Genomic DNA, 17545 nt, shown 5'->3' with positions numbered 1-17545 from the left:
CAATAACTGACGCAGTACTACCGTTGATCCATCAACCATTGCCGAACAGTCGCCAGGGCGGAAGGGGATTTCGCTTTGCGGGGCCAGAGCAAGTAATACCCAGCGTCGGTATGCAGTTCAGATTCAAACAGTCGGGTCAGCCGACCGGCATCAATGTCTGCCTGGACGAAGAAGTCATTGGCCAAGGCAAGCCCCTGGCCGGCGATTGCGGTCTCGATCGCCAGTGAGGTCTGGTTGAAACGCAGATTTTTCGGTGCAGCCTGCACCGGGTGTTCAAAAATCTGCGCGATAAATTGCGGCCAAAAGTTGTGGGCGTCATGCAATAGCGGGTAGCGCTGTAATTGGTCAAAGTCGCGTGGCACCCCGATTGATTCAATCAACGCGGGGCTGCCGACCGCCACGATTCGTTGCTCCAGCAGCATCTCGCTATTGAGACCAGGGCCGAAGGGTGGCCTACCGTAACGTATGGCGATATCGACGCCATCAGTCTGAAAGTGCGACAGGCGTTCAGTGGCCAGTACGCGCAGATCAATGTCCGAATGCAACTGGGTGAACGATGCCAGCTTCGGAATCAGCCATTTCGAAGCGAAGGTGGGTGTCACGCTGACGGTCAGGTGCGCAGGCTCCGGGCGAAGCGTCTGGGTGGCTTCAGAAATCAATTCCAGAGCATGGCGGATGCTCACACTGTAGCGCTGGCCAGCATCGGTCAGCATTAACCCACGGGGCAATCGCTCAAATAACTTCAGCTCCAGATTTGCCTCCAGGCCACGGATCTGCTGGGCCACTGCTGCCTGAGTGACTCCCAGCTCCTCGGCGGTCAGCCGGAAGTTCAGATGGCGGGCTGCAACCTCGAATACACGTACGGCATTGAGAGGCGGCAGGGGAAGGGTATCGTTGGACATGATGATAGAAATTCTACTGGATCAAGGAAGAAATACTGCATCGGTAGTGCGGTCACTGCACTGTTAGTCTGACCAACAGGCTATTCAAGCTAACAGGAAAGTTAGCGAACAGAAGCCCAGCCGATAGAAATTAAATCGCATGATCAAAGGGCCAGTGTCATGAAGAAAACCTCTTTTGTCCTGTTTGTGCTGCTTGGCCTGGTATGGGGCAGCAACTTCATTTTCGTCAAATGGGCCGGCCACAGCATCTCACCGGTGCAAATCACGTTGCTGCGTGTGCTTTTCGGTTTCCTGCCAGTCCTCGCCTTCGCGCTGTACAAGGGCGCATTACGTTGGGCGCATTGGCGCCATGGGCATCATTTCGTGGTCATGTCCTTGCTGGCGACCGCTGTCTATTACTACGCCTTCGCCAAAGGCACTGTTTTGTTGCCCTCGGGCGTTGCCGGCATGCTCGGTGGAGCTATTCCGCTGTTCACGTTCCTGTGTGCCTGGCTATTTCTGCGTAGCGAGCCACTCAATGGGCTGAAGGTGTTGGGCATTGCGCTCGGTTTCATGGGGGTTCTGCTCATTGCGCAGCCGTGGTCGGCTGAAGGCGTAATCAATCCGAGCGGAATCGCTTACATGATGATCGGTTCGCTCAGCGTGGGTTGTTCGTTCGTTTATGCTCGACGGTTTATCAGCCCGCTCGGCTTGCCAGCGGTGGCATTGACGTCTTACCAGATCGGTCTGGCGTTATTCTTTTTGCTTTTGGTCACGCCACTTGAAGGCATCACCCAGGTATTCGACGACACACGGGCGTGGGTTGGCCTGGTCTTCGGCTTGGGATTGCTGGGTACCGGTTTTGCCTATATCGCCTATTACCGCATCGTTGAAACGCTCGGCGCTGTGGCTGCGTCGGCCGTCAGCTATATCCCGCCGGTGGTCGCTCTGCTCATCGGGATCGCGATTGGTGAGCCGATTTCCATGAGCGCAGGCTTCGCCATCGCGACCATTCTCGCGGGAGTGGCCTGCGTACAATTCTCCAACCGACCACAATCCAGAGTGGCAACTGTTCAAAACAGCCGGTGATCGATCAAACGAGTGGTCTGTACCAATGCAATCAGGTGGTCAAGTGGAGTGCAATTTCGCGGGAGCAGCAGAGGGCATTTTGCATGGTGCAGATGGCGTATGACCCCACTTACGTGGCGCTGTATCGCCCGGAAGCCGGGGACACGGTATACAAGCGCGGGCCGTGGCCCGGTGAAGTCGCGCTGGAAATTACTGGCTTTGCCGGCCGAGGCTGATGCGTTGATCACCCTTGGCTGCTGCCGTGTCGGCGATGACGATTTCGCTCGGTATGTCCAGTCGGCGGCTTGCCGATCACGCGCCTGAGAACTATATCCGTGCTTTCTGGCCGTAGGAGACCCACGGTTTCAGTGGCTGAGACGTTCAGCCATGAGCGGTAACAGTTGCTCGCAAGATGCCTCGATTTTCAGGTCCAGCAGATCGTCGGCGCGGGTTTTACCCAGGTTGATCGCGATCAGCGGCTTGTGCTGTTCGGCCATCGCGCGGCACAAGCGAAAGGCCGAGTAAGCCATCAGCGACGATCCCACCACCAGCAATCCCGCAGCCTGCTCGACGCAATGTATGGCCTTGGCGGCGGTACTTTGGGCGACGTTCTCGCCAAAAAACACCACGTCCGGCTTTAACCGTTCGCCGTCACAGTGGGGGCAGTGGGGGACCTGGAATCGTGCTTCGAAAGCCGGGTCCAGCAGGGTATCGCCATCAGGTGCCTGAACGGCGTCGACCCCGGCCAGATAGGGGTTTTGCGCTTCCATGACGATCTGGATCGCATGCCGATCAATACGTTGTCCGCAATCCAGGCAAACGACTTTATGCAGACTGCCGTGCAGTTCGATCACATCCTGGCTGCCCGCTTGATCATGCAAGGTATCGACGTTTTGCGTGATGAGCCCGGCGATACGTTGCTTTGCTTGCAACGTGGCGAGCGCCTCATGGGCGGCATTCGGTCGAGCCTGGCGGATCCGTGGCCAGCCCAGCATCGCTCGCGCCCAATAGCGCCGCCGCGATGCCGGTGCACTGAGGAACTCCTGATACATCATCGGTGCCTTGCCTCGACGTACGCCCTCGTTGTCCCGGTAGTCCGGTATCCCGGAAGAGGTGCTGATGCCCGCGCCGGTCAGGACCAGCAATGGCTGCTCGGCCATCATGTGGTAAAGGGTGTCAAGAGGGTTGCTGAGCTGGCCGTCGATCATGTTGAATACCTATTCCAATACCGGATATGAACCGCTTTAAGAACAAGGTGCAGGCAGGAAAAGATAGTCTGCTTTGGAGCCAATGCGAAGCGGCTGCGGGCTTGCCTCAATCCGTAGCAGCTGGCGAAGGCTGCGTCCGGCTGCGCAGCAGTCGTAAAATCAGGCACTGCGGTATTCCAGACAAACCGTGGAAGCAGGATTTACGACTGCTGCGCAGCCGGACGCAGCCTTCGGCAGCTACTACGGGTCGGTCCATCGCCTTCGTTATGCAACCACAACTGTGATCTTGAGATTGTCCCCGGCGTCTAGCGAAAGTATCCCCGCAGCCGCACGGGGAGTGGATACGGACCCCAAGCATGCAAGCGCTGTTGAACGAAATCCTTGATGCAGTTCGCCCCCTGATCGGTCAGGGCAAGGTGGCTGATTACATCCCGGCGTTAAGTAATGTGCCGGCCGAACAATTGGGCATTGCCGTCTATGGCAATGACGGCGAGCTTTTTTGCGCGGGCGATGCGCATACACCGTTCTCGGTGCAGAGCATTTCGAAAGTGTTCAGTCTGGTGCAGGCCATCGATCATTCCGGCGAAGCGATCTGGGAGCGACTGGGACACGAACCCTCCGGCCAGCCGTTCAACTCGCTGGTGCAGCTGGAGTTCGAGCGCGGACGCCCACGCAACCCGTTCATCAATGCTGGCGCACTGGTGATCTGCGATATCAACCAGTCACGTTTTGCTGCACCGGCGTTGTCGATGCGTGATTTCGTCCGACGCTTGTCCGGCAACATGCAGGTGCTGGTTGACGGGAAAGTCGCAGAGTCGGAATACCAGCACCGCGCCCGAAACGCGGCCATGGCTTACCTGATGCAATCGTTCGGAAACTTCCACAACGATGTTGAAGCGGTGCTGCGCAGCTACTTCAGCCATTGCGCACTGCGCATGAGTTGTGTGGATCTGGCCCGCGCGTTCTGCTTTCTGGCCAACGACGGTTTTTGCAAACACAGCGGCGCGCAAATTTTGACCCCGCGTCAAACCCAGCAGGTCAACTCGATCATGGCCACCAGCGGCCTCTATGACGAAGCCGGCAACTTCGCCTATCGCGTCGGCTTGCCGGGCAAGAGTGGTGTGGGCGGTGGCATCGTGGCGGTGGTGCCGGGGCGGTTTACCGTCTGCGTATGGTCACCGGAACTGAACGCTGCCGGTAACTCGCTGGCCGGTATGGCCGCTCTGGAGTTGCTGAGTCAGCGGATCGGGTGGTCGGTGTTCTAGGCGGGTGGGTGTTGCCGGGATGGGTGTCAACGTGCGGTCGATCACGATGATCGCTATGGCGCCCAGTCCGGTTCAGTCAGACCGCTGCACCGAATGAGATGCCCGCCAGCGCAGTAATCGCCATGGCGAGGGCTCCCCACAGTGTCACTCGCCATGCCCCCGGCAGCAGGCTGGCACCGCCAGCCTTGGCCGCAATAGCGCCTAATGTTCCCAGGAATACCAGTGACATGCCTGATATCCATGGAATAACGCTCTGAGTCGGAGCGAGGAACGTGACGGCCAGGGGCAATGCTGCGCCGACAAAAAAACTGGCCGCCGAGGCCAGTGCCGCCTGCAGCGGTTTGGCGCTGAACGCATCGGAAATGCCCAGTTCGTCGCGAGCATGGGAGCCCAGTGCATCATGTGCCATTAATTGCGTAGCCACTTTTCTGGCCAGCTCAGGTTCAACGCCGCGATCCATGTAGAGGCTCGCCAGCTCATAGTGTTCAGCCAGCGGGTTGGTCTCAAGCTCTGTTTGTTCGCGCAAAAGATCGGCCCGTTCGCTATCCGCCTGGGAGTGCACAGAGACGTATTCTCCCGCCGCCATCGACATCGCACCCGCCACCAGCCCGGCAATACCGGTGATGAGCAATGTGCTGTGGGTGGCCTGGGCCGCGGCAACCCCGATCAAAAGACTCGCGGTCGATACAATGCCATCGTTGGCACCCAGTACCGAGGCGCGAAGCCAGCCGATCCGGTCGTTTCTATGGGACTCCGCGTGTCTGCGAAAGCGCTTCATCGTTGCAATCACCCACTGTCGTTGAGCCGACGCTGATCAACAGCCGGCATCTGTGAACGAGCCGGTGGTTTGCTGCTTCAGCGAGTTCCAATCTGCTCCTGGAGGCGTCCAGCGACAATCGATCCGACGTTGATTTGTTCGCGCAGTGTGTGCGTGTCATTCCCCAACGTTTGGCGACGACGGGATGTTCCACTGGACGCTCAACTAGTCTCCGCGGATGTACTGTTCCAGTTGCCGGATCAGGTCGGCCTGCTCGGCGATGGCTTCTTTGACCAGGTCGCCAATGGACAGTAACCCCAGCAATTGTCCGTTCTCCACCACCGGCAAATGGCGCAAATGACTGTCGGTCATGATGCCCATGCAGGTCTCGATGGTTTGATGGGAGTCCACCGTCACCACGGGCGAGCTCATGATGTCTCTGACAGGCGTGCCGACCGAGGACCGCCCATGCAGGACCAGCTTGCGCGCATAGTCGCGTTCGCTGATAACGCCGACCACCAGGCCATGCTCTAACACTGGTAGTGCGCCGACATTTTTCTCGGCCATCATCATGAGGGCTTCCAGCACCATCTGGTCCGGGGCGATGGTGTGGACTTGCTGGTTGTGCTTGACCTTTAACTTCAGAAGTTGGGCAACGGTCTTCATGCGGGCCTCTCCAGTGCTGAACTTGGGGCGGCCGCGAACCGCCCTGACGGTCTATACAGAATCGTAGAGATACGCCAACAGGGCAAGGACCAAAGCGGCACACACACAATCAAAAAACGTCATCGAGGTGTTTTTTTGCATTCGCCGCAGGTCGGCGGCAACCGGGTTGATTTCGGCGCGCTATTATTGCGGCTTCGGCAACGGAGTCGAGCTGGATCTGCTGCACAACTTCACGCAGCGGACTCACCGTCACAGGTTCTGTGAGCTACAGTTGTTGTACTGCCTCCTCTCTATGGACTCCTTTGGTTGAGAGGCTGGCCTTGGGTGCCGACGTCAGGCACCTTTTTTATTTTCATCGGCTGAGCGTCATCCGCACAGCTGGTCAGTCGCAGGCCTGGGTTAGCCTGCGGTGTGGCGTTGAGTGCGCCAAATGCCCGGACGAGTAATAAAAAACGGCGACTAACTAAAAGCCGATGCTAGTCTTGGTAGATGCGTCGACAGGTCGGCGCTGTTTGCGACTCCAGTGGAGTCGCCGGTTAAAAAGGGGGATTGAGCCAGCACACTTCGTGGTGGCCGGGGGGATTGGCCGGCACTGTACCGGCAGGATAGGGATTATGAGTAGCTCCCAGACTATTCACCCGATTTGGCTCCGGCTGACCCACTGGGTCAACGTCATCGCGGTCATCATCCTGGTGATGAGCGGCTGGCGTATCTACAACGCCTCTCCGATTTTTTCCTTTCAGATTCCCGCCGGCATCACCTTGGGTGGCTGGTTGGCGGGTGCACTGCTTTGGCATTTTGCGGCGATGTGGGTACTGGTCATTAATGGCATTCTTTACCTTCTGCTCAATATTTTTTCCGGCCGCATCGCCTACAAGTTTTTCCCTATACGCCCTGGCGAAGTCTTTCATGATTTGCTGGCCGCCCTCAGGGGCAAACTCACCCATGCTGACTTGCGGCAATACAACTCCCTGCAAAAACTCGCTTACCTCTTTGTCGTACTCGATCTGATTGTGCTCGTGCTCTCGGGCCTGGTGATCTGGAAGTCGGTGCAGTTTCCGCTGCTCAGGGAGCTGATGGGGGGTTATGACTCGGCGCGTATCGTGCATTTTGTCTGCATGGCCTTGCTGGTCGCCTTTATCGTGGTGCATCTGGTGATGGTGGCCCTCGTGCCGCGCACACTGGTTGCCATGCTGCGCGGACACTGAACCATGGTCAGGAAAATTAAAAAAGACGGGCTTGATGAGTCCGCCATCGTCCAGTCGGTGGCGCTGGAACTCGACCTGCCCGCGCGTAGACAATTTCTTCGCCATGTCTGGACGCTGGGTGGGATTGCCTTGCTGACGGGCTGTCGTCTCGATGACGACGACTCCGTGGAGTCCATGCTGAAAATGGTCTCGCGCTTTAACGACAAGGTGCAGGCGGCGCTATTCGATCCGCGCAGGTTGGCACCGACTTATCCTGAGTCGATGATGACACGCCCCTTTCCGTTCAACGCCTATTACGACCGCGATGGCATCCCGGACATCGAAGGCGATGATTTCAAACTCGCGGTTGGCGGTCTGGTCCAGGATAAACATAGCTGGACCCTCGCCGAGCTGAACCAGTTGCCGCAAACCAGTCAGGTCACGCGCCTGATATGCGTGGAGGGTTGGAGCGCCATCGGCAAATGGGGTGGGGTGACTTTTTCGACGTTTCTGCAACGTGTGGGCGCCGACACCCGTGCCAAATATGTCGGACTCAAATGCGCCGATGACTATTACACCAGCATCGACATGCCCACCGCTCTACACGCGCAGACTCTGCTCACCCTGAGCTATGACGATCAGGTGTTGCCGGCGGAATACGGTTACCCCCTGCGGCTGCGTATGCCGACCAAACTGGGTTTCAAGAACCCCAAACATGTTGTGGAGATTTTTGTGACCAATGATTACCCCGGTGGCTATTGGGAGGATCAGGGTTACAACTGGTTCAGTGGCAGTTGAGTGATCGACTGTCCTGAAAATCGGCGCGTTGCGGCTGTCGTTAACGCGAACTATAGAGGAAGAGTGACATGAAAAAGCTGATTGCTACTGCGGTTGCCGCCGTTGTTCTGGGGCTGGCCGCCGCCCCGCTGATTGCAGCTGAAACAGGTACGGGTGATATGTACAAGGAGTCGATGGACAAGGGGACGATGAAAAAGGATGAAATGAAAAGCTCTACCGCGAAGACCAAGCACCACTACAAGACCAAGGGCGACAAGATGAAGAGTGGCGCCATGAAAAAAGACAGCATGGAAAAAAAGGATGATATGAGCAAAGACACGATGAAGCAGTAGGGCGCCCGGTCGCTCCAGCTAAACCGGCAATGTCAGACAATTGCCGGATGGAGCACTGTCGTGTACTGGAGAACCCGGTCGGGTGCTCGCAAGAGCAACGGATGCTCCGGACACACTGGCTAGTAGGGTCTGAGACATCCGATGCCGGAGGCAGGACATGAGCCGAGCCGTCAGGTTTTCAGTCGCGCCTTTCGTTTTGCTCGGCGTCCTTTTTTCAGGCGCCTGCAATCAAAACGAAACGTCTGAGAAGACTTCGTCTGGCATCGAAAAGTCTGTCTCTGGAAGTTGGGCAGAAGGGACATGGAATCCTTCTTCGAAGGAGCAGGCACTTCCCGAGTTCCAGCTGTCAGGTGAGAAAATGACCCTGGGTCAGTGTGCCTTCTCTGTGCAGAGCCTGCTGAGTCATGATGAAAAACACGCCTATATCGTGCTCAAAAGAGGCAGTGCCTGCCCAATTGACCACGCGCCCGGCAATGTTGTCTTGACGCAAAGCGGGCGCTGTCAGGCGCAGGTCGATATGTATGTTTCAACGGAGGACATCCATAAAGGTTCCCCAGAGCATACCGGGATGTACAGCAAGTCCGGCTGCGCTGAAGCCGCTCCTCAGTGATCAGTCAGCGATGTCCACCTGAGTCGTCCCGGGTTTCGGGGCCAAAAGGAAAAAAGGCGCCCGAGGGCGCCCAAAAAAACACCTGAACCGAGGGAGGCCAGGTGAAGCCGTTCATGTTGATGCCGCGTTGGTAAGTCGCTGCATGAACGGAGTTGCGTATCGCGCCCGCAAAGGCGCGCAGGTTGTCTATTTGCCCAGTTTTACTCGTGTCCATCCGCGCGTCATCAACCGCTGGGTAGCGATGGGCAGGTCGGGTATTGCATAGAGCGTGGCCATTACCTCTTGCGGTGGATACGAACCTGGATCGTCACGAATCGCCTCATCAACCAGCGGTGTGGCTGCTGAGTTGGCGTTGCTGTAACCCACGCTGTTGGTGATCTGGGCCATGATGTCCGGGCGCATCAGGAAGTTCATGAACAGGTAGGCGTTTTCGACGTTTTCCGCGTCCCTGGGGATGGCGACCATGTCATAGAAGCTGCCCGCACCTTCTTTCGGGATGCTGTAGGCGATGTTCACGGCGTCACCTGCTTCCTTGGCGCGCGCCTTGGCCTGGAGCACATCTCCGGAGTAACCAACGGCTACGCAAATGTTGCCGTTGGCAAGATCCGAGATGTATTTGGATGAATGGAAGTAGGCCACCGATGGGCGGATTTTCATGAACAGCGCTTCGGCCTCGGCGATCTGCTGCTTGTCCCGGGAGTTCACCGGGTAGCCCAGATAGTGGAGGGCGGCCGGCAACATCTCGGTAGGCGAGTCCAGGAAGCTGATGCCGCAGGATTTCAGTTTTGCCGCGTTTTCCGGTTTGAACAGCAGGTCCCAGGAGTTCACCGGTGCGTCTTTGCCCAAGGCCTGCCTGACCTTCTGCGGGTTGAAGCCGATACCGATCGAGCCCCACATGTAGGGGAAGGCGTGGCTGTTATCGGTGTCGCTGACGGAGGCATTTTTCAACAGTGTCTGGTTGAGGTTTTTCCAGTTGGGCAGCTTTGACTTGTCCAGTGGCTGATAGACCCCGGCCTTGATCTGCTTGGCCAGAAAACTGTTGGAGGGCACGACGATGTCGTAGCCCGACTTGCCGGCGAGCAACCTGGCCTCAAGGGTTTCATTACTGTCGAACACATCGTAGACGACACTGATACCTGTCTCGTCTTCGAACTTTTTGACGGTGTCCGGTGCAATGTAATCCGACCAGTTGTAGACGCGTAGCACCTTGTCATTGGCCTGGGCGCAAGTGACGACCGCGCCCAATAAGGACAGTGTAAGCAGAGTCCTGCCAAACATTTTCATGCGTACAACTCCATTTTTATCATGTAATTCGCGGCGCCATCATTGAAACGCGGCAGCCTAGGCTGCCGCACCCGCTAGTTGTTGCTCAGGTTGTTTCCAGGATTCGCTCGTGGTCTGTTCCATGGCTTCTTGAATCGAGCGTTTGCGATTGGCTTCGGCCCTGCGACCGAAATACCAGACCAGGAACGTGATCAAAGAGACAGCCAGCAGAATCAGACTGGCCACGGCGTTGATCTCGGGTTTCACGCCCAGACGCACTGCCGAGAAGACTTCCATCGGCAAGGTCGTCGAACCCGGACCCGACACGAAGCTGGCCAGCACCAGGTCGTCCAGCGACAGGGCGAAGGACATCATGCCGCCCGCCCCCAGCGATGGCGCGATCATCGGGATGGTGATCAGGAAGAACACCTTCCACGGCCGCGCACCAAGGTCCATGGCCGCTTCTTCGATGGACAGGTCCAGCTCACGCAAGCGTGCCGAGACCACCACCGCCACATAGGCCGCACAGAACGTCGTGTGGGCGATCCAGATGGTGACAAGGCCACGCTCTTGCGGCCAGCCGATCAGCTGCGCCATGGCCACGAACAGCAGCAACAGCGACAGACCGGTGATCACTTCGGGCATCACCAGGGGCGCGGTCACCAGGCCACCGAACAGCGTGCGCCCCTTGAAGCGGGTCACGCGGGTCAGCACGAAGGCCGCCAGGGTGCCCAACGCCACCGCCGCAATGGCCGTGTAGCAGGCGATTTCCAGTGAGCGCACCACCGAGCCCATCAGCTGGGTATTGTCCAGCAGGCCGACATACCACTTCACCGACCATCCGCCCCACACGGTCACCAGCTTTGAGGCGTTGAACGAGTAGATCACCAGAATCAGCATCGGCGCGTAGATGAACAACAGCCCCAATACCAGCATCAGTCTTGAAAACCCGAAACGGTTCATGCCCGTCCCTCCATCTCTTTGGCTTGGCTGCGGTTGAAGAGGATGATCGGCACAATCAGAATCGCCAGCATCACCACGGCCAGGGCGGATGCCACCGGCCAGTCACGGTTGTTGAAGAACTCTTGCCACAGCACGCGGCCGATCATCAGGGTTTCCGGCCCGCCGAGCAGTTCCGGGATCACGAATTCACCCACCACCGGGATGAACACCAGCATGCAGCCGGCGATGATGCCGTTCCTGGCCAGTGGCACGGTGATTTTCCAGAAACTGTTGAAGGTGCTCGAGCCCAGGTCCGAGGCGGCTTCCAGCAAACTGCCGTCGTGCTTCACCAGGTTGGCGTAGAGCGGCAGCACCATGAAGGGGAGGTAGGCGTACACCACCCCGATGTACACCGCGGTGTTGGTGTTCAATATTTCTATGGGCTGCTGAGTCAGACCGGTCCACATCAAGAATGCGTTCAGCAGACCATTATTGCTCAAGATACCCATCCAGGCGTAAACCCGGATCAGGATCGCCGTCCAGGTCGGCATCATGATCAGCAGGATCAGCACGGTCTGCGTCTCCTTGCGGGCCCTGGAGATGCCATAGGCCATCGGGAAGCCAATCAACAGGCACATCAGCGTGCTGAAAAAAGCGACCTTCAGCGAGCCCAGGTAGGCAGAGATGTACAGCTCATCACCGACCAGCAGCGCATAGTTACTGATGTTCAGAAACAGTTGGAATTTCTGCTCGGCGAAGGTGTAGATCTCCGAGTAGGGAGGAATGGCCAAGGCTGCTTCGGAGAAGCTGATCTTCATCACCAGGAAGAACGGCAGCATGAAAAACAGGCACAGCCACAGGAAGGGAATACCGATGACGACTTTACGACCACTCGGTATCAGGCGCTGAATCCGCTTATTGATAGTGATCATGAGCGCAGTACCACGCCGCTGTCGTCTTCCCACCACACATAGACTTCGTCGTCCCACGTCGGGCGTGCGCCGCGGCGTTCAGCGTTGGCCATGAACGACTGAACGATCTTTCCACCGGGCAATTGCACATAAAAGACCGAATGCCCACCCAGGTAGGCGATGTCGTGAACCTTGCCTTTGGACCAGTTGTAGCGGGCCTCGGGCTTGATCGTGGTCACCAGCAACTTCTCTGGGCGAATGGCATAGGTGACAGACTTGTCTTGCACAGAAGTGCTGACGCCGTGGCCCACGTAAATCTTCTGCTCGAGGTCCGGGCTCTGAATGATGGCGTGACCTTCCTGGTCTTCGGTGACGAAACCGTCGAACGCATTCACGTTGCCGATGAATTCGCACACCATGCGGCTGACGGGGGCTTCGTAGATATCGACCGGACTACCGATCTGGGCAATCCAGCCCAGGTGCATGATGGCGATGCGCTGGGCCATGGTCATGGCCTCTTCCTGATCGTGAGTCACCATTACGCAAGTCACGCCGACCCGCTCGATGATCTCGACCAGTTCGAGCTGCATCTGCGAGCGCAGCTTTTTATCCAGTGCGCCCATGGGCTCGTCGAGCAGCAGCAGCTTTGGTCGCTTGGCCAGGGAGCGCGCCAGCGCCACTCGCTGACGCTGACCACCAGAGAGTTGATGCGGCTTGCGTCTGGCGTACTGGGTCATATGAACCAGCTTGAGCATTTCTTCGACGCGGGCTTCGATTTCGCTGGCGGGGAGCCGGTCCTGCTTCAGGCCAAAGGCAATGTTCTGCGCCACGGTCATGTGCGGAAACAAGGCGTAGGACTGGAACATCATATTGATGGGCCGCTCATAGGGCGGCATGTCGGTAATGTCTACGCCATCGAGGTAGATCCGCCCTTCGGTCGGGCGCTCGAAGCCTGCCAGCATCCGCAGGAGTGTCGATTTGCCTGAGCCTGAGCCACCCAGCATCGCGAAGATTTCACCCTGGTGGATATCCAGGGAGACATCGTCGACGGCAGTTGTCTCGTCGAATTTCTTGGTTACGCGGTCGACTTTAACCAGCACCTTTTTTGGGTGCGGGTTGCCTTCTAGAGCCTTCCTGTAAGTGCTGGAGGCGTTTGCCATGTAAAACTCCCAACCGGTGTCAGTAGTCCGGCCAAAGCAGCCTGACTTAATAGTTGATTGCAAACCCGCGCCAGCGGCCCCTGTAGGAGCCGAGCTTGCTCGCGATGGCGGCCTGACAGTCAACATTGATGTCGACTGTCAGGGCCTCTTCGCGGGCAAGCTCGGCTCCTACAGGGTTACCCGTGCCGGTCGGGCTAATTCGGCGCCGCCGTCCTGGCTGCCTGGTCGTACTTGTTGTTATTGCGGTTTGTTGTTTTCGTGAGTCACGGATGCGCAAGGGCGCGCCCGCCAGACTCACGAGGGCAGTAAATTGATTAATCGAGTTTTAAGTCAGCGCGTATTACGCAGCGCCGCGCGTTGCCGGCACGCGTCGCCAAACGCCTGGAAAATACTCAAGTAGGGAGGGTTCGACAGGACCTGCCATTCCGGGTGCCATTGCACGCCAACGGCAAATGCCTGGCCGTGCTCGACAGGCCCTCTATCAACAGAGAAGGCCTCGATCAATCCATCGGGCGCGATGGCTTCGACCCGTAAACCGGGTGCCAGCCTGTCGATGCCTTGGCCGTGAATGGAATTGACCTGAATCACCGGGGGCAGGTCGAGTGCCGCGAACACGCCGCCAGGTTGAACATTGACGGCATGCGCCGGGGCGTACTGGACGGCCAGGTCAGGATGATCGGCTTCGCGATGATCCATGAAGGTGCCGGTTTCGTGGACCTTCTGATGAAGGCTGCCACCGAACGCCACGTTCATTTCCTGAAAGCCGCGGCAGATGCCGAGCACTGGAACGCCCGCCGCCACGGCTGCACGTAACAAGGGAAGGGTGGTGCCGTCGCGCTGAGGATCGTGTGCCGTCCCCGGTTCGCTGGCTGGGCCCTGATAGTGGAATGGCTCCACGTTGGAAGGCGAGCCGGTAAACAGCAGGCCGTCCAGATGCTCGAGCAGACCGTCTATATCGGTCAGTTCAGCCAGGGAAGGAATGATTACCGGGAGCCCCAGTGCAGCAACGCTGACAGCACGTACGTACTTGTCTGCGCTGACATGGTAGGGATGCAGCCCAATATCTTTGACGCACGCAGTAACGCCGATCAATGGCTTGAGTGCCATTTTTATCACCTCGAAGTTTCACACTTGAACGAGCTTTTCCGGAGCTTAGCCTTGTTGATTTTAATTAACAACTCTCATGTAAAAAATTCTAAACGGAAAAGGAGCTGAGGATTTGAGCTGGCGCGGGCTTTAGGCAGTAAAACGGTTGATGAGCGGCTGACACGGCAAATAAATTCAACGCTGATGGTGCTCTGTTCGCTATTGACTTCACTTTGCCTTTCGGATTGACTGGGCTCGTGAAAGGGCGGTGAACATAATAATTAACATAATAGGTGCATCATGTCGGTACCCCTGCGTGCCGTTCAGCTCAACGAAGCGAACGCATTCCTTAAGAAACATCCTGAGGTTTTGTACGTCGACCTTCTGATTGCGGATATGAACGGCGTGGTGCGCGGCAAGCGCATCGAGCGCACCAGTCTCCACAAGGTCTACGAAAAAGGCATTAACCTCCCGGCCTCGCTGTTTGCCCTGGATATCAACGGCTCTACAGTAGAAAGCACAGGTCTGGGCCTGGATATCGGCGACTCTGACCGAATCTGCTATCCCATCCCCGGAACCCTGTGCATCGAACCCTGGCAGAAGCGCCCGACCGCGCAACTGCTGATGACCATGCACGAACTCGAAGGTGAACCCTTCTTCGCCGATCCTCGCGAAGTGCTGCGTCAGGTCGTGAGCAAGTTCGATGCAATGGGCCTGACCATCTGCGCCGCATTCGAGCTTGAGTTCTACCTGATCGACCAGGACAACGTGAACGGCCGTCCGCAGTCGCCACGTTCGCCGGTGTCCGGCAAGCGTCCGATGTCGACTCAGGTGTATCTGATCGACGATCTGGACGAATACGTCGACTGCCTCCAGGACATTCTGGAAGGTGCCAAAGAGCAAGGCATTCCTGCCGACGCCATCGTCAAGGAAAGTGCTCCGGCGCAGTTCGAAGTGAACCTGCACCACGTTGCCGACCCGATCAAAGCGTGCGATTACGCGGTACTGCTCAAACGTCTGATCAAGAACATCGCCTACGACCATGAAATGGACACCACCTTCATGGCCAAGCCTTACCCGGGCCAGGCGGGCAACGGTCTGCACGTGCACATTTCGATCCTTGATAAAGAAGGCAACAACATCTTTGCCAGCGAGGATCCCGAGCAGAACGCCGCATTGCGTCACGCGATCGGCGGTGTGCTCGAGACCCTGCCGGCGCAGATGGCCTTCCTCTGCCCGAACGTCAACTCCTACCGCCGTTTCGGTGCACAGTTCTACGTGCCGAATTCGCCGAGCTGGGGCATCGACAACCGTACTGTTGCGGTACGCGTTCCGACGGGCTCGGCCGATGCGGTACGTATCGAGCACCGGGTCGCCGGCGCCGATGCCAACCCGTACCTGTTGATGGCGTCGGTCCTGGCCGGCATTCACCACGGCCTGACCAACCAGATCGAGCCGGGTGCACCGGTTGAAGGAAACAGCTACGAGCAGAACGAACAGAGCCTGCCGAACAACTTGCGCGATGCCTTGCGCGAGCTGGACGACAGCGAAGTCATGGCTCGCTACATCGACCCGCTGTACATCGATGTGTTTGTGGCGTGCAAGGAAAGCGAACTCGCCGAGTTTGAAAACTCCATTTCAGACCTTGAGTACAACTGGTACTTGCACACGGTCTGAGGCGAACAACCTGTAGGAGCTGTCGTTCACATTTGTTGTGCCCGACACACAACCCCTGTAGGAGCCGAGCTTGCTCGCGATAGCGGCGGATCAGTCAACACTGATGTCGCCTGACACACCGCCATCGCAAGCAAGCTCAGCTCCTACATGGCATCAGTCCGACGACTACTTATTTCTCTGCGTTGAGTCACTTCAATGGCAATTACTCGCAGCGACTGGGAGCAACGCTTTCAGTCCTTGACACTAGAAGGCCGGGCATTCATTGACGGCCAATACTGCTCGGCACTCAGCGGCGACACCTTTGAGTGCATGAGCCCGGTGGACGGTCGCTTTCTGGCGAACGTCGCCAGCACCGACGAAGCCGACGCGAATGTGGCGGTGCAGGTTGCGCGTCGCACGTTTGAGTCCGGCGTCTGGGCCAGACTGGCCCCGGCAGAGCGCAAGCGCATCCTCATTCGTTTCGCCGATCTGATTCTGGATCACCAGGAAGAACTGGCGCTGCTGGAAACGCTGGACATGGGCAAGCCCATCAGCGATTCCATGGCCATCGACGTACCCGCGACCGCCAATGCGATCCGCTGGAGCGCCGAGGCGATCGACAAAATCTACGACGAAGTAGCGGCGACGCCGCACGATCAGTTGGGCCTCATCACTCGCGAACCGGCGGGCGTGGTCGCGGCCATCGTGCCGTGGAATTTCCCGTTGATCATGGCCAGCTGGAAGTTCGCGCCGGCCCTGGCGGCGGGTAACTCGTTCATCCTCAAGCCTTCGGAAAAATCGCCGCTGACGGCGATCCGGATTGCTCAGCTGGCGCTGGACGCGGGGATCCCCAAAGGGGTGTTCAACGTCCTGCCGGGCTTCGGTCACACCGTTGGCAAGGCCCTGGCCTTGCACATGGATGTCGATGTGCTGGCGTTCACCGGCTCGACCGCGATTGCCAAGCAACTGCTGGTCTACGCCGGGCAAAGCAACATGAAACGCGTATGGCTTGAAGCAGGGGGGAAAAGCCCGAACGTGGTGTTTGCCGATGCGCCGGATTTGCGCGCGGCAGCACAGGCAGCGGCCAGCGCCATTGCCTTCAACCAGGGCGAAGTCTGCACCGCAGGTTCGCGTTTGCTGGTCGAGCGTTCGATCCGCGAGCAGTTCATTCCATTGCTGGTGGAAGCGTTGCAAGCCTGGAAACCGGGGCATGCCCTGGACCCGGCGACAGCGGTCGGCGCAGTGGTCGATCAGCGCCAGCTGGAATCCGTGCTGCGTTACGTCGAAGTCGGCAAGGAGCAGGGCGCTCGACTGATCGCGGGTGGCAAGCGCACCCTCGAGGAAACGGGCGGGCTGTACGTTGAGCCGGCGATTTTCGATGGCGTGAGCAACGCGATGACGATTGCCCGGGAAGAGATCTTCGGCCCGGTGCTGTCGCTCATCACCTTCGACACCGTTGAAGAAGCCCTGCACATCGCCAACGACAGCATCTTCGGTCTGGCGGCCGGTGTCTGGACCAGTAACCTGAGCAAGGCCCACACCTTCGCTCGCGGTTTGCGTGCCGGCAGCGTCTGGGTCAACCAGTACGACGGTGGCGACATGACTGCGCCGTTTGGTGGGTTCAAACAGTCGGGTAACGGTCGCGACAAGTCGTTGCATGCGTTCGACAAGTACACCGAACTCAAAGCGACCTGGATCAAGCTCTAACATTTTCACAGCAGCGGTCGCCGGCATCTGCGTGCGACCGCTCGGGAA

18 protein-coding genes are annotated in these 17545 nt (G+C 58.0%); 9 read left to right on the top strand and 9 right to left on the bottom strand.

Going from position 1 to position 17545, the window contains the following annotated elements; translation table 11 throughout:
* Positions 1–17 precede the first annotated feature (17 nt).
* Positions 18–902: a LysR substrate-binding domain-containing protein gene (locus AC07O1_RS26560; RefSeq protein ID WP_495013586.1), complete on the bottom strand. Its 885-nt coding sequence runs from the start codon at positions 900–902 to the stop codon at positions 18–20.
* A 159-nt stretch (positions 903–1061) separates the two neighbouring features.
* Here AC07O1_RS26560 and AC07O1_RS26555 point away from each other — a divergent pair, with 159 nt between their 5' ends.
* Positions 1062–1970, top strand: coding sequence for a DMT family transporter (locus AC07O1_RS26555; protein WP_495090722.1), 909 nt, complete (start codon positions 1062–1064; stop codon positions 1968–1970).
* A gap of 83 nt (positions 1971–2053) precedes the next feature.
* On the top strand, positions 2054–2185 hold the full coding sequence (locus tag AC07O1_RS26550) for a hypothetical protein (protein WP_495090721.1): 132 nt from the start codon (positions 2054–2056) through the stop codon (positions 2183–2185).
* Positions 2186–2314: 129 nt separating this feature from the next.
* Here AC07O1_RS26550 and AC07O1_RS26545 read toward each other — a convergent pair whose 3' ends face one another.
* Positions 2315–3157 (bottom strand): NAD-dependent protein deacetylase, encoded by an 843-nt coding sequence (locus tag AC07O1_RS26545; protein ID WP_494992170.1) that lies wholly within the window; start codon positions 3155–3157, stop codon positions 2315–2317.
* Positions 3158–3513: 356 nt separating this feature from the next.
* Here AC07O1_RS26545 and glsB point away from each other — a divergent pair, with 356 nt between their 5' ends.
* Positions 3514–4422 carry a glutaminase B gene (gene glsB / locus AC07O1_RS26540; protein ID WP_494992169.1) on the top strand — a complete coding sequence of 303 codons (909 nt, stop codon included), beginning with the start codon at positions 3514–3516 and terminating at the stop codon, positions 4420–4422.
* 76 nt (positions 4423–4498) lie between these two features.
* Here the strand turns inward: glsB and AC07O1_RS26535 are convergent, their stop codons facing one another.
* Together AC07O1_RS26535 and AC07O1_RS26530 are read right to left on the bottom strand one after the other, a co-directional pair.
* Entirely contained in the window at positions 4499–5200 is a 702-nt protein-coding gene (locus AC07O1_RS26535) for a VIT1/CCC1 transporter family protein (RefSeq protein ID WP_494992168.1), read from the bottom strand.
* A gap of 204 nt (positions 5201–5404) precedes the next feature.
* Positions 5405–5845: a CBS domain-containing protein gene (locus tag AC07O1_RS26530; RefSeq protein WP_494992167.1), complete on the bottom strand. Its 441-nt coding sequence runs from the start codon at positions 5843–5845 to the stop codon at positions 5405–5407.
* Positions 5846–6459: 614 nt separating this feature from the next.
* Between AC07O1_RS26530 and AC07O1_RS26525 the strand changes: the two genes are divergently transcribed.
* The 4 genes from AC07O1_RS26525 to AC07O1_RS26510 all read left to right on the top strand — a co-directional run bounded on the left by AC07O1_RS26525 (position 6460) and on the right by AC07O1_RS26510 (position 8772).
* The gene (locus AC07O1_RS26525; RefSeq protein ID WP_495090720.1) at positions 6460–7053 is read left to right on the top strand and encodes a cytochrome b/b6 domain-containing protein; all 594 of its coding nucleotides are present in this window, start codon (positions 6460–6462) and stop codon (positions 7051–7053) included.
* 3 nt (positions 7054–7056) lie between these two features.
* On the top strand, positions 7057–7830 hold the full coding sequence (locus tag AC07O1_RS26520; RefSeq protein WP_495013583.1) for a molybdopterin-dependent oxidoreductase: 774 nt from the start codon (positions 7057–7059) through the stop codon (positions 7828–7830).
* A gap of 68 nt (positions 7831–7898) precedes the next feature.
* Positions 7899–8162 (top strand): hypothetical protein, encoded by a 264-nt coding sequence (locus AC07O1_RS26515; protein ID WP_494992164.1) that lies wholly within the window; start codon positions 7899–7901, stop codon positions 8160–8162.
* Positions 8163–8319: 157 nt separating this feature from the next.
* Positions 8320–8772, top strand: coding sequence for a hypothetical protein (locus tag AC07O1_RS26510; protein ID WP_495090719.1), 453 nt, complete (start codon positions 8320–8322; stop codon positions 8770–8772).
* A 186-nt stretch (positions 8773–8958) separates the two neighbouring features.
* Here the strand turns inward: AC07O1_RS26510 and AC07O1_RS26505 are convergent, their stop codons facing one another.
* The 5 genes from AC07O1_RS26505 to AC07O1_RS26485 all read right to left on the bottom strand — a co-directional run bounded on the left by AC07O1_RS26505 (position 8959) and on the right by AC07O1_RS26485 (position 14155).
* Positions 8959–10056 (bottom strand): polyamine ABC transporter substrate-binding protein, encoded by a 1098-nt coding sequence (locus tag AC07O1_RS26505; protein WP_495090718.1) that lies wholly within the window; start codon positions 10054–10056, stop codon positions 8959–8961.
* A 57-nt stretch (positions 10057–10113) separates the two neighbouring features.
* Positions 10114–10998 (bottom strand): ABC transporter permease subunit, encoded by an 885-nt coding sequence (locus AC07O1_RS26500; RefSeq protein ID WP_494992161.1) that lies wholly within the window; start codon positions 10996–10998, stop codon positions 10114–10116.
* Positions 10995–11876: an ABC transporter permease subunit gene (locus tag AC07O1_RS26495; RefSeq protein WP_495090738.1), complete on the bottom strand. Its 882-nt coding sequence runs from the start codon at positions 11874–11876 to the stop codon at positions 10995–10997. Before AC07O1_RS26495 ends, AC07O1_RS26500 begins: the two co-directional genes overlap by 4 nt.
* A gap of 29 nt (positions 11877–11905) precedes the next feature.
* On the bottom strand, positions 11906–13048 hold the full coding sequence (potA, locus tag AC07O1_RS26490; RefSeq protein ID WP_495090717.1) for a polyamine ABC transporter ATP-binding protein: 1143 nt from the start codon (positions 13046–13048) through the stop codon (positions 11906–11908).
* Between the two features lie 330 nt (positions 13049–13378).
* Positions 13379–14155 (bottom strand): gamma-glutamyl-gamma-aminobutyrate hydrolase family protein, encoded by a 777-nt coding sequence (locus AC07O1_RS26485; RefSeq protein ID WP_494992159.1) that lies wholly within the window; start codon positions 14153–14155, stop codon positions 13379–13381.
* 279 nt (positions 14156–14434) lie between these two features.
* On the opposite strand from AC07O1_RS26485, the gene AC07O1_RS26480 reads away from it, so the two are divergent.
* Complete coding sequence (locus AC07O1_RS26480; protein WP_495090716.1) at positions 14435–15811, top strand: glutamine synthetase family protein; 1377 nt, start codon at positions 14435–14437, stop codon at positions 15809–15811.
* A 195-nt stretch (positions 15812–16006) separates the two neighbouring features.
* Positions 16007–17497, top strand: coding sequence for an aldehyde dehydrogenase (locus tag AC07O1_RS26475; protein ID WP_495090715.1), 1491 nt, complete (start codon positions 16007–16009; stop codon positions 17495–17497).
* Positions 17498–17545 lie beyond the last annotated feature (48 nt).

The sequence above is a fragment of the Pseudomonas sp. GW821-FHT07G10 genome (assembly GCF_059418545.1).
This window is presented reverse-complemented; position numbering and strand designations above follow the sequence as displayed.

Coding starts and splice junctions, on each gene's coding strand:
- AC07O1_RS26560 (WP_495013586.1), bottom strand. CDS start 902: ATGTCCAACGATACCCTTCCCCTGCCGCCTCTCAATGCCGTACGTGTA.
- AC07O1_RS26555 (WP_495090722.1), top strand. CDS start 1,062: ATGAAGAAAACCTCTTTTGTCCTGTTTGTGCTGCTTGGCCTGGTATGG.
- AC07O1_RS26550 (WP_495090721.1), top strand. CDS start 2,054: ATGGTGCAGATGGCGTATGACCCCACTTACGTGGCGCTGTATCGCCCG.
- AC07O1_RS26545 (WP_494992170.1), bottom strand. CDS start 3,157: ATGATCGACGGCCAGCTCAGCAACCCTCTTGACACCCTTTACCACATG.
- glsB (WP_494992169.1), top strand. CDS start 3,514: ATGCAAGCGCTGTTGAACGAAATCCTTGATGCAGTTCGCCCCCTGATC.
- AC07O1_RS26535 (WP_494992168.1), bottom strand. CDS start 5,200: ATGAAGCGCTTTCGCAGACACGCGGAGTCCCATAGAAACGACCGGATC.
- AC07O1_RS26530 (WP_494992167.1), bottom strand. CDS start 5,845: ATGAAGACCGTTGCCCAACTTCTGAAGTTAAAGGTCAAGCACAACCAG.
- AC07O1_RS26525 (WP_495090720.1), top strand. CDS start 6,460: ATGAGTAGCTCCCAGACTATTCACCCGATTTGGCTCCGGCTGACCCAC.
- AC07O1_RS26520 (WP_495013583.1), top strand. CDS start 7,057: ATGGTCAGGAAAATTAAAAAAGACGGGCTTGATGAGTCCGCCATCGTC.
- AC07O1_RS26515 (WP_494992164.1), top strand. CDS start 7,899: ATGAAAAAGCTGATTGCTACTGCGGTTGCCGCCGTTGTTCTGGGGCTG.
- AC07O1_RS26510 (WP_495090719.1), top strand. CDS start 8,320: ATGAGCCGAGCCGTCAGGTTTTCAGTCGCGCCTTTCGTTTTGCTCGGC.
- AC07O1_RS26505 (WP_495090718.1), bottom strand. CDS start 10,056: ATGAAAATGTTTGGCAGGACTCTGCTTACACTGTCCTTATTGGGCGCG.
- AC07O1_RS26500 (WP_494992161.1), bottom strand. CDS start 10,998: ATGAACCGTTTCGGGTTTTCAAGACTGATGCTGGTATTGGGGCTGTTG.
- potA (WP_495090717.1), bottom strand. CDS start 13,048: ATGGCAAACGCCTCCAGCACTTACAGGAAGGCTCTAGAAGGCAACCCG.
- AC07O1_RS26485 (WP_494992159.1), bottom strand. CDS start 14,155: ATGGCACTCAAGCCATTGATCGGCGTTACTGCGTGCGTCAAAGATATT.
- AC07O1_RS26480 (WP_495090716.1), top strand. CDS start 14,435: ATGTCGGTACCCCTGCGTGCCGTTCAGCTCAACGAAGCGAACGCATTC.
- AC07O1_RS26475 (WP_495090715.1), top strand. CDS start 16,007: ATGGCAATTACTCGCAGCGACTGGGAGCAACGCTTTCAGTCCTTGACA.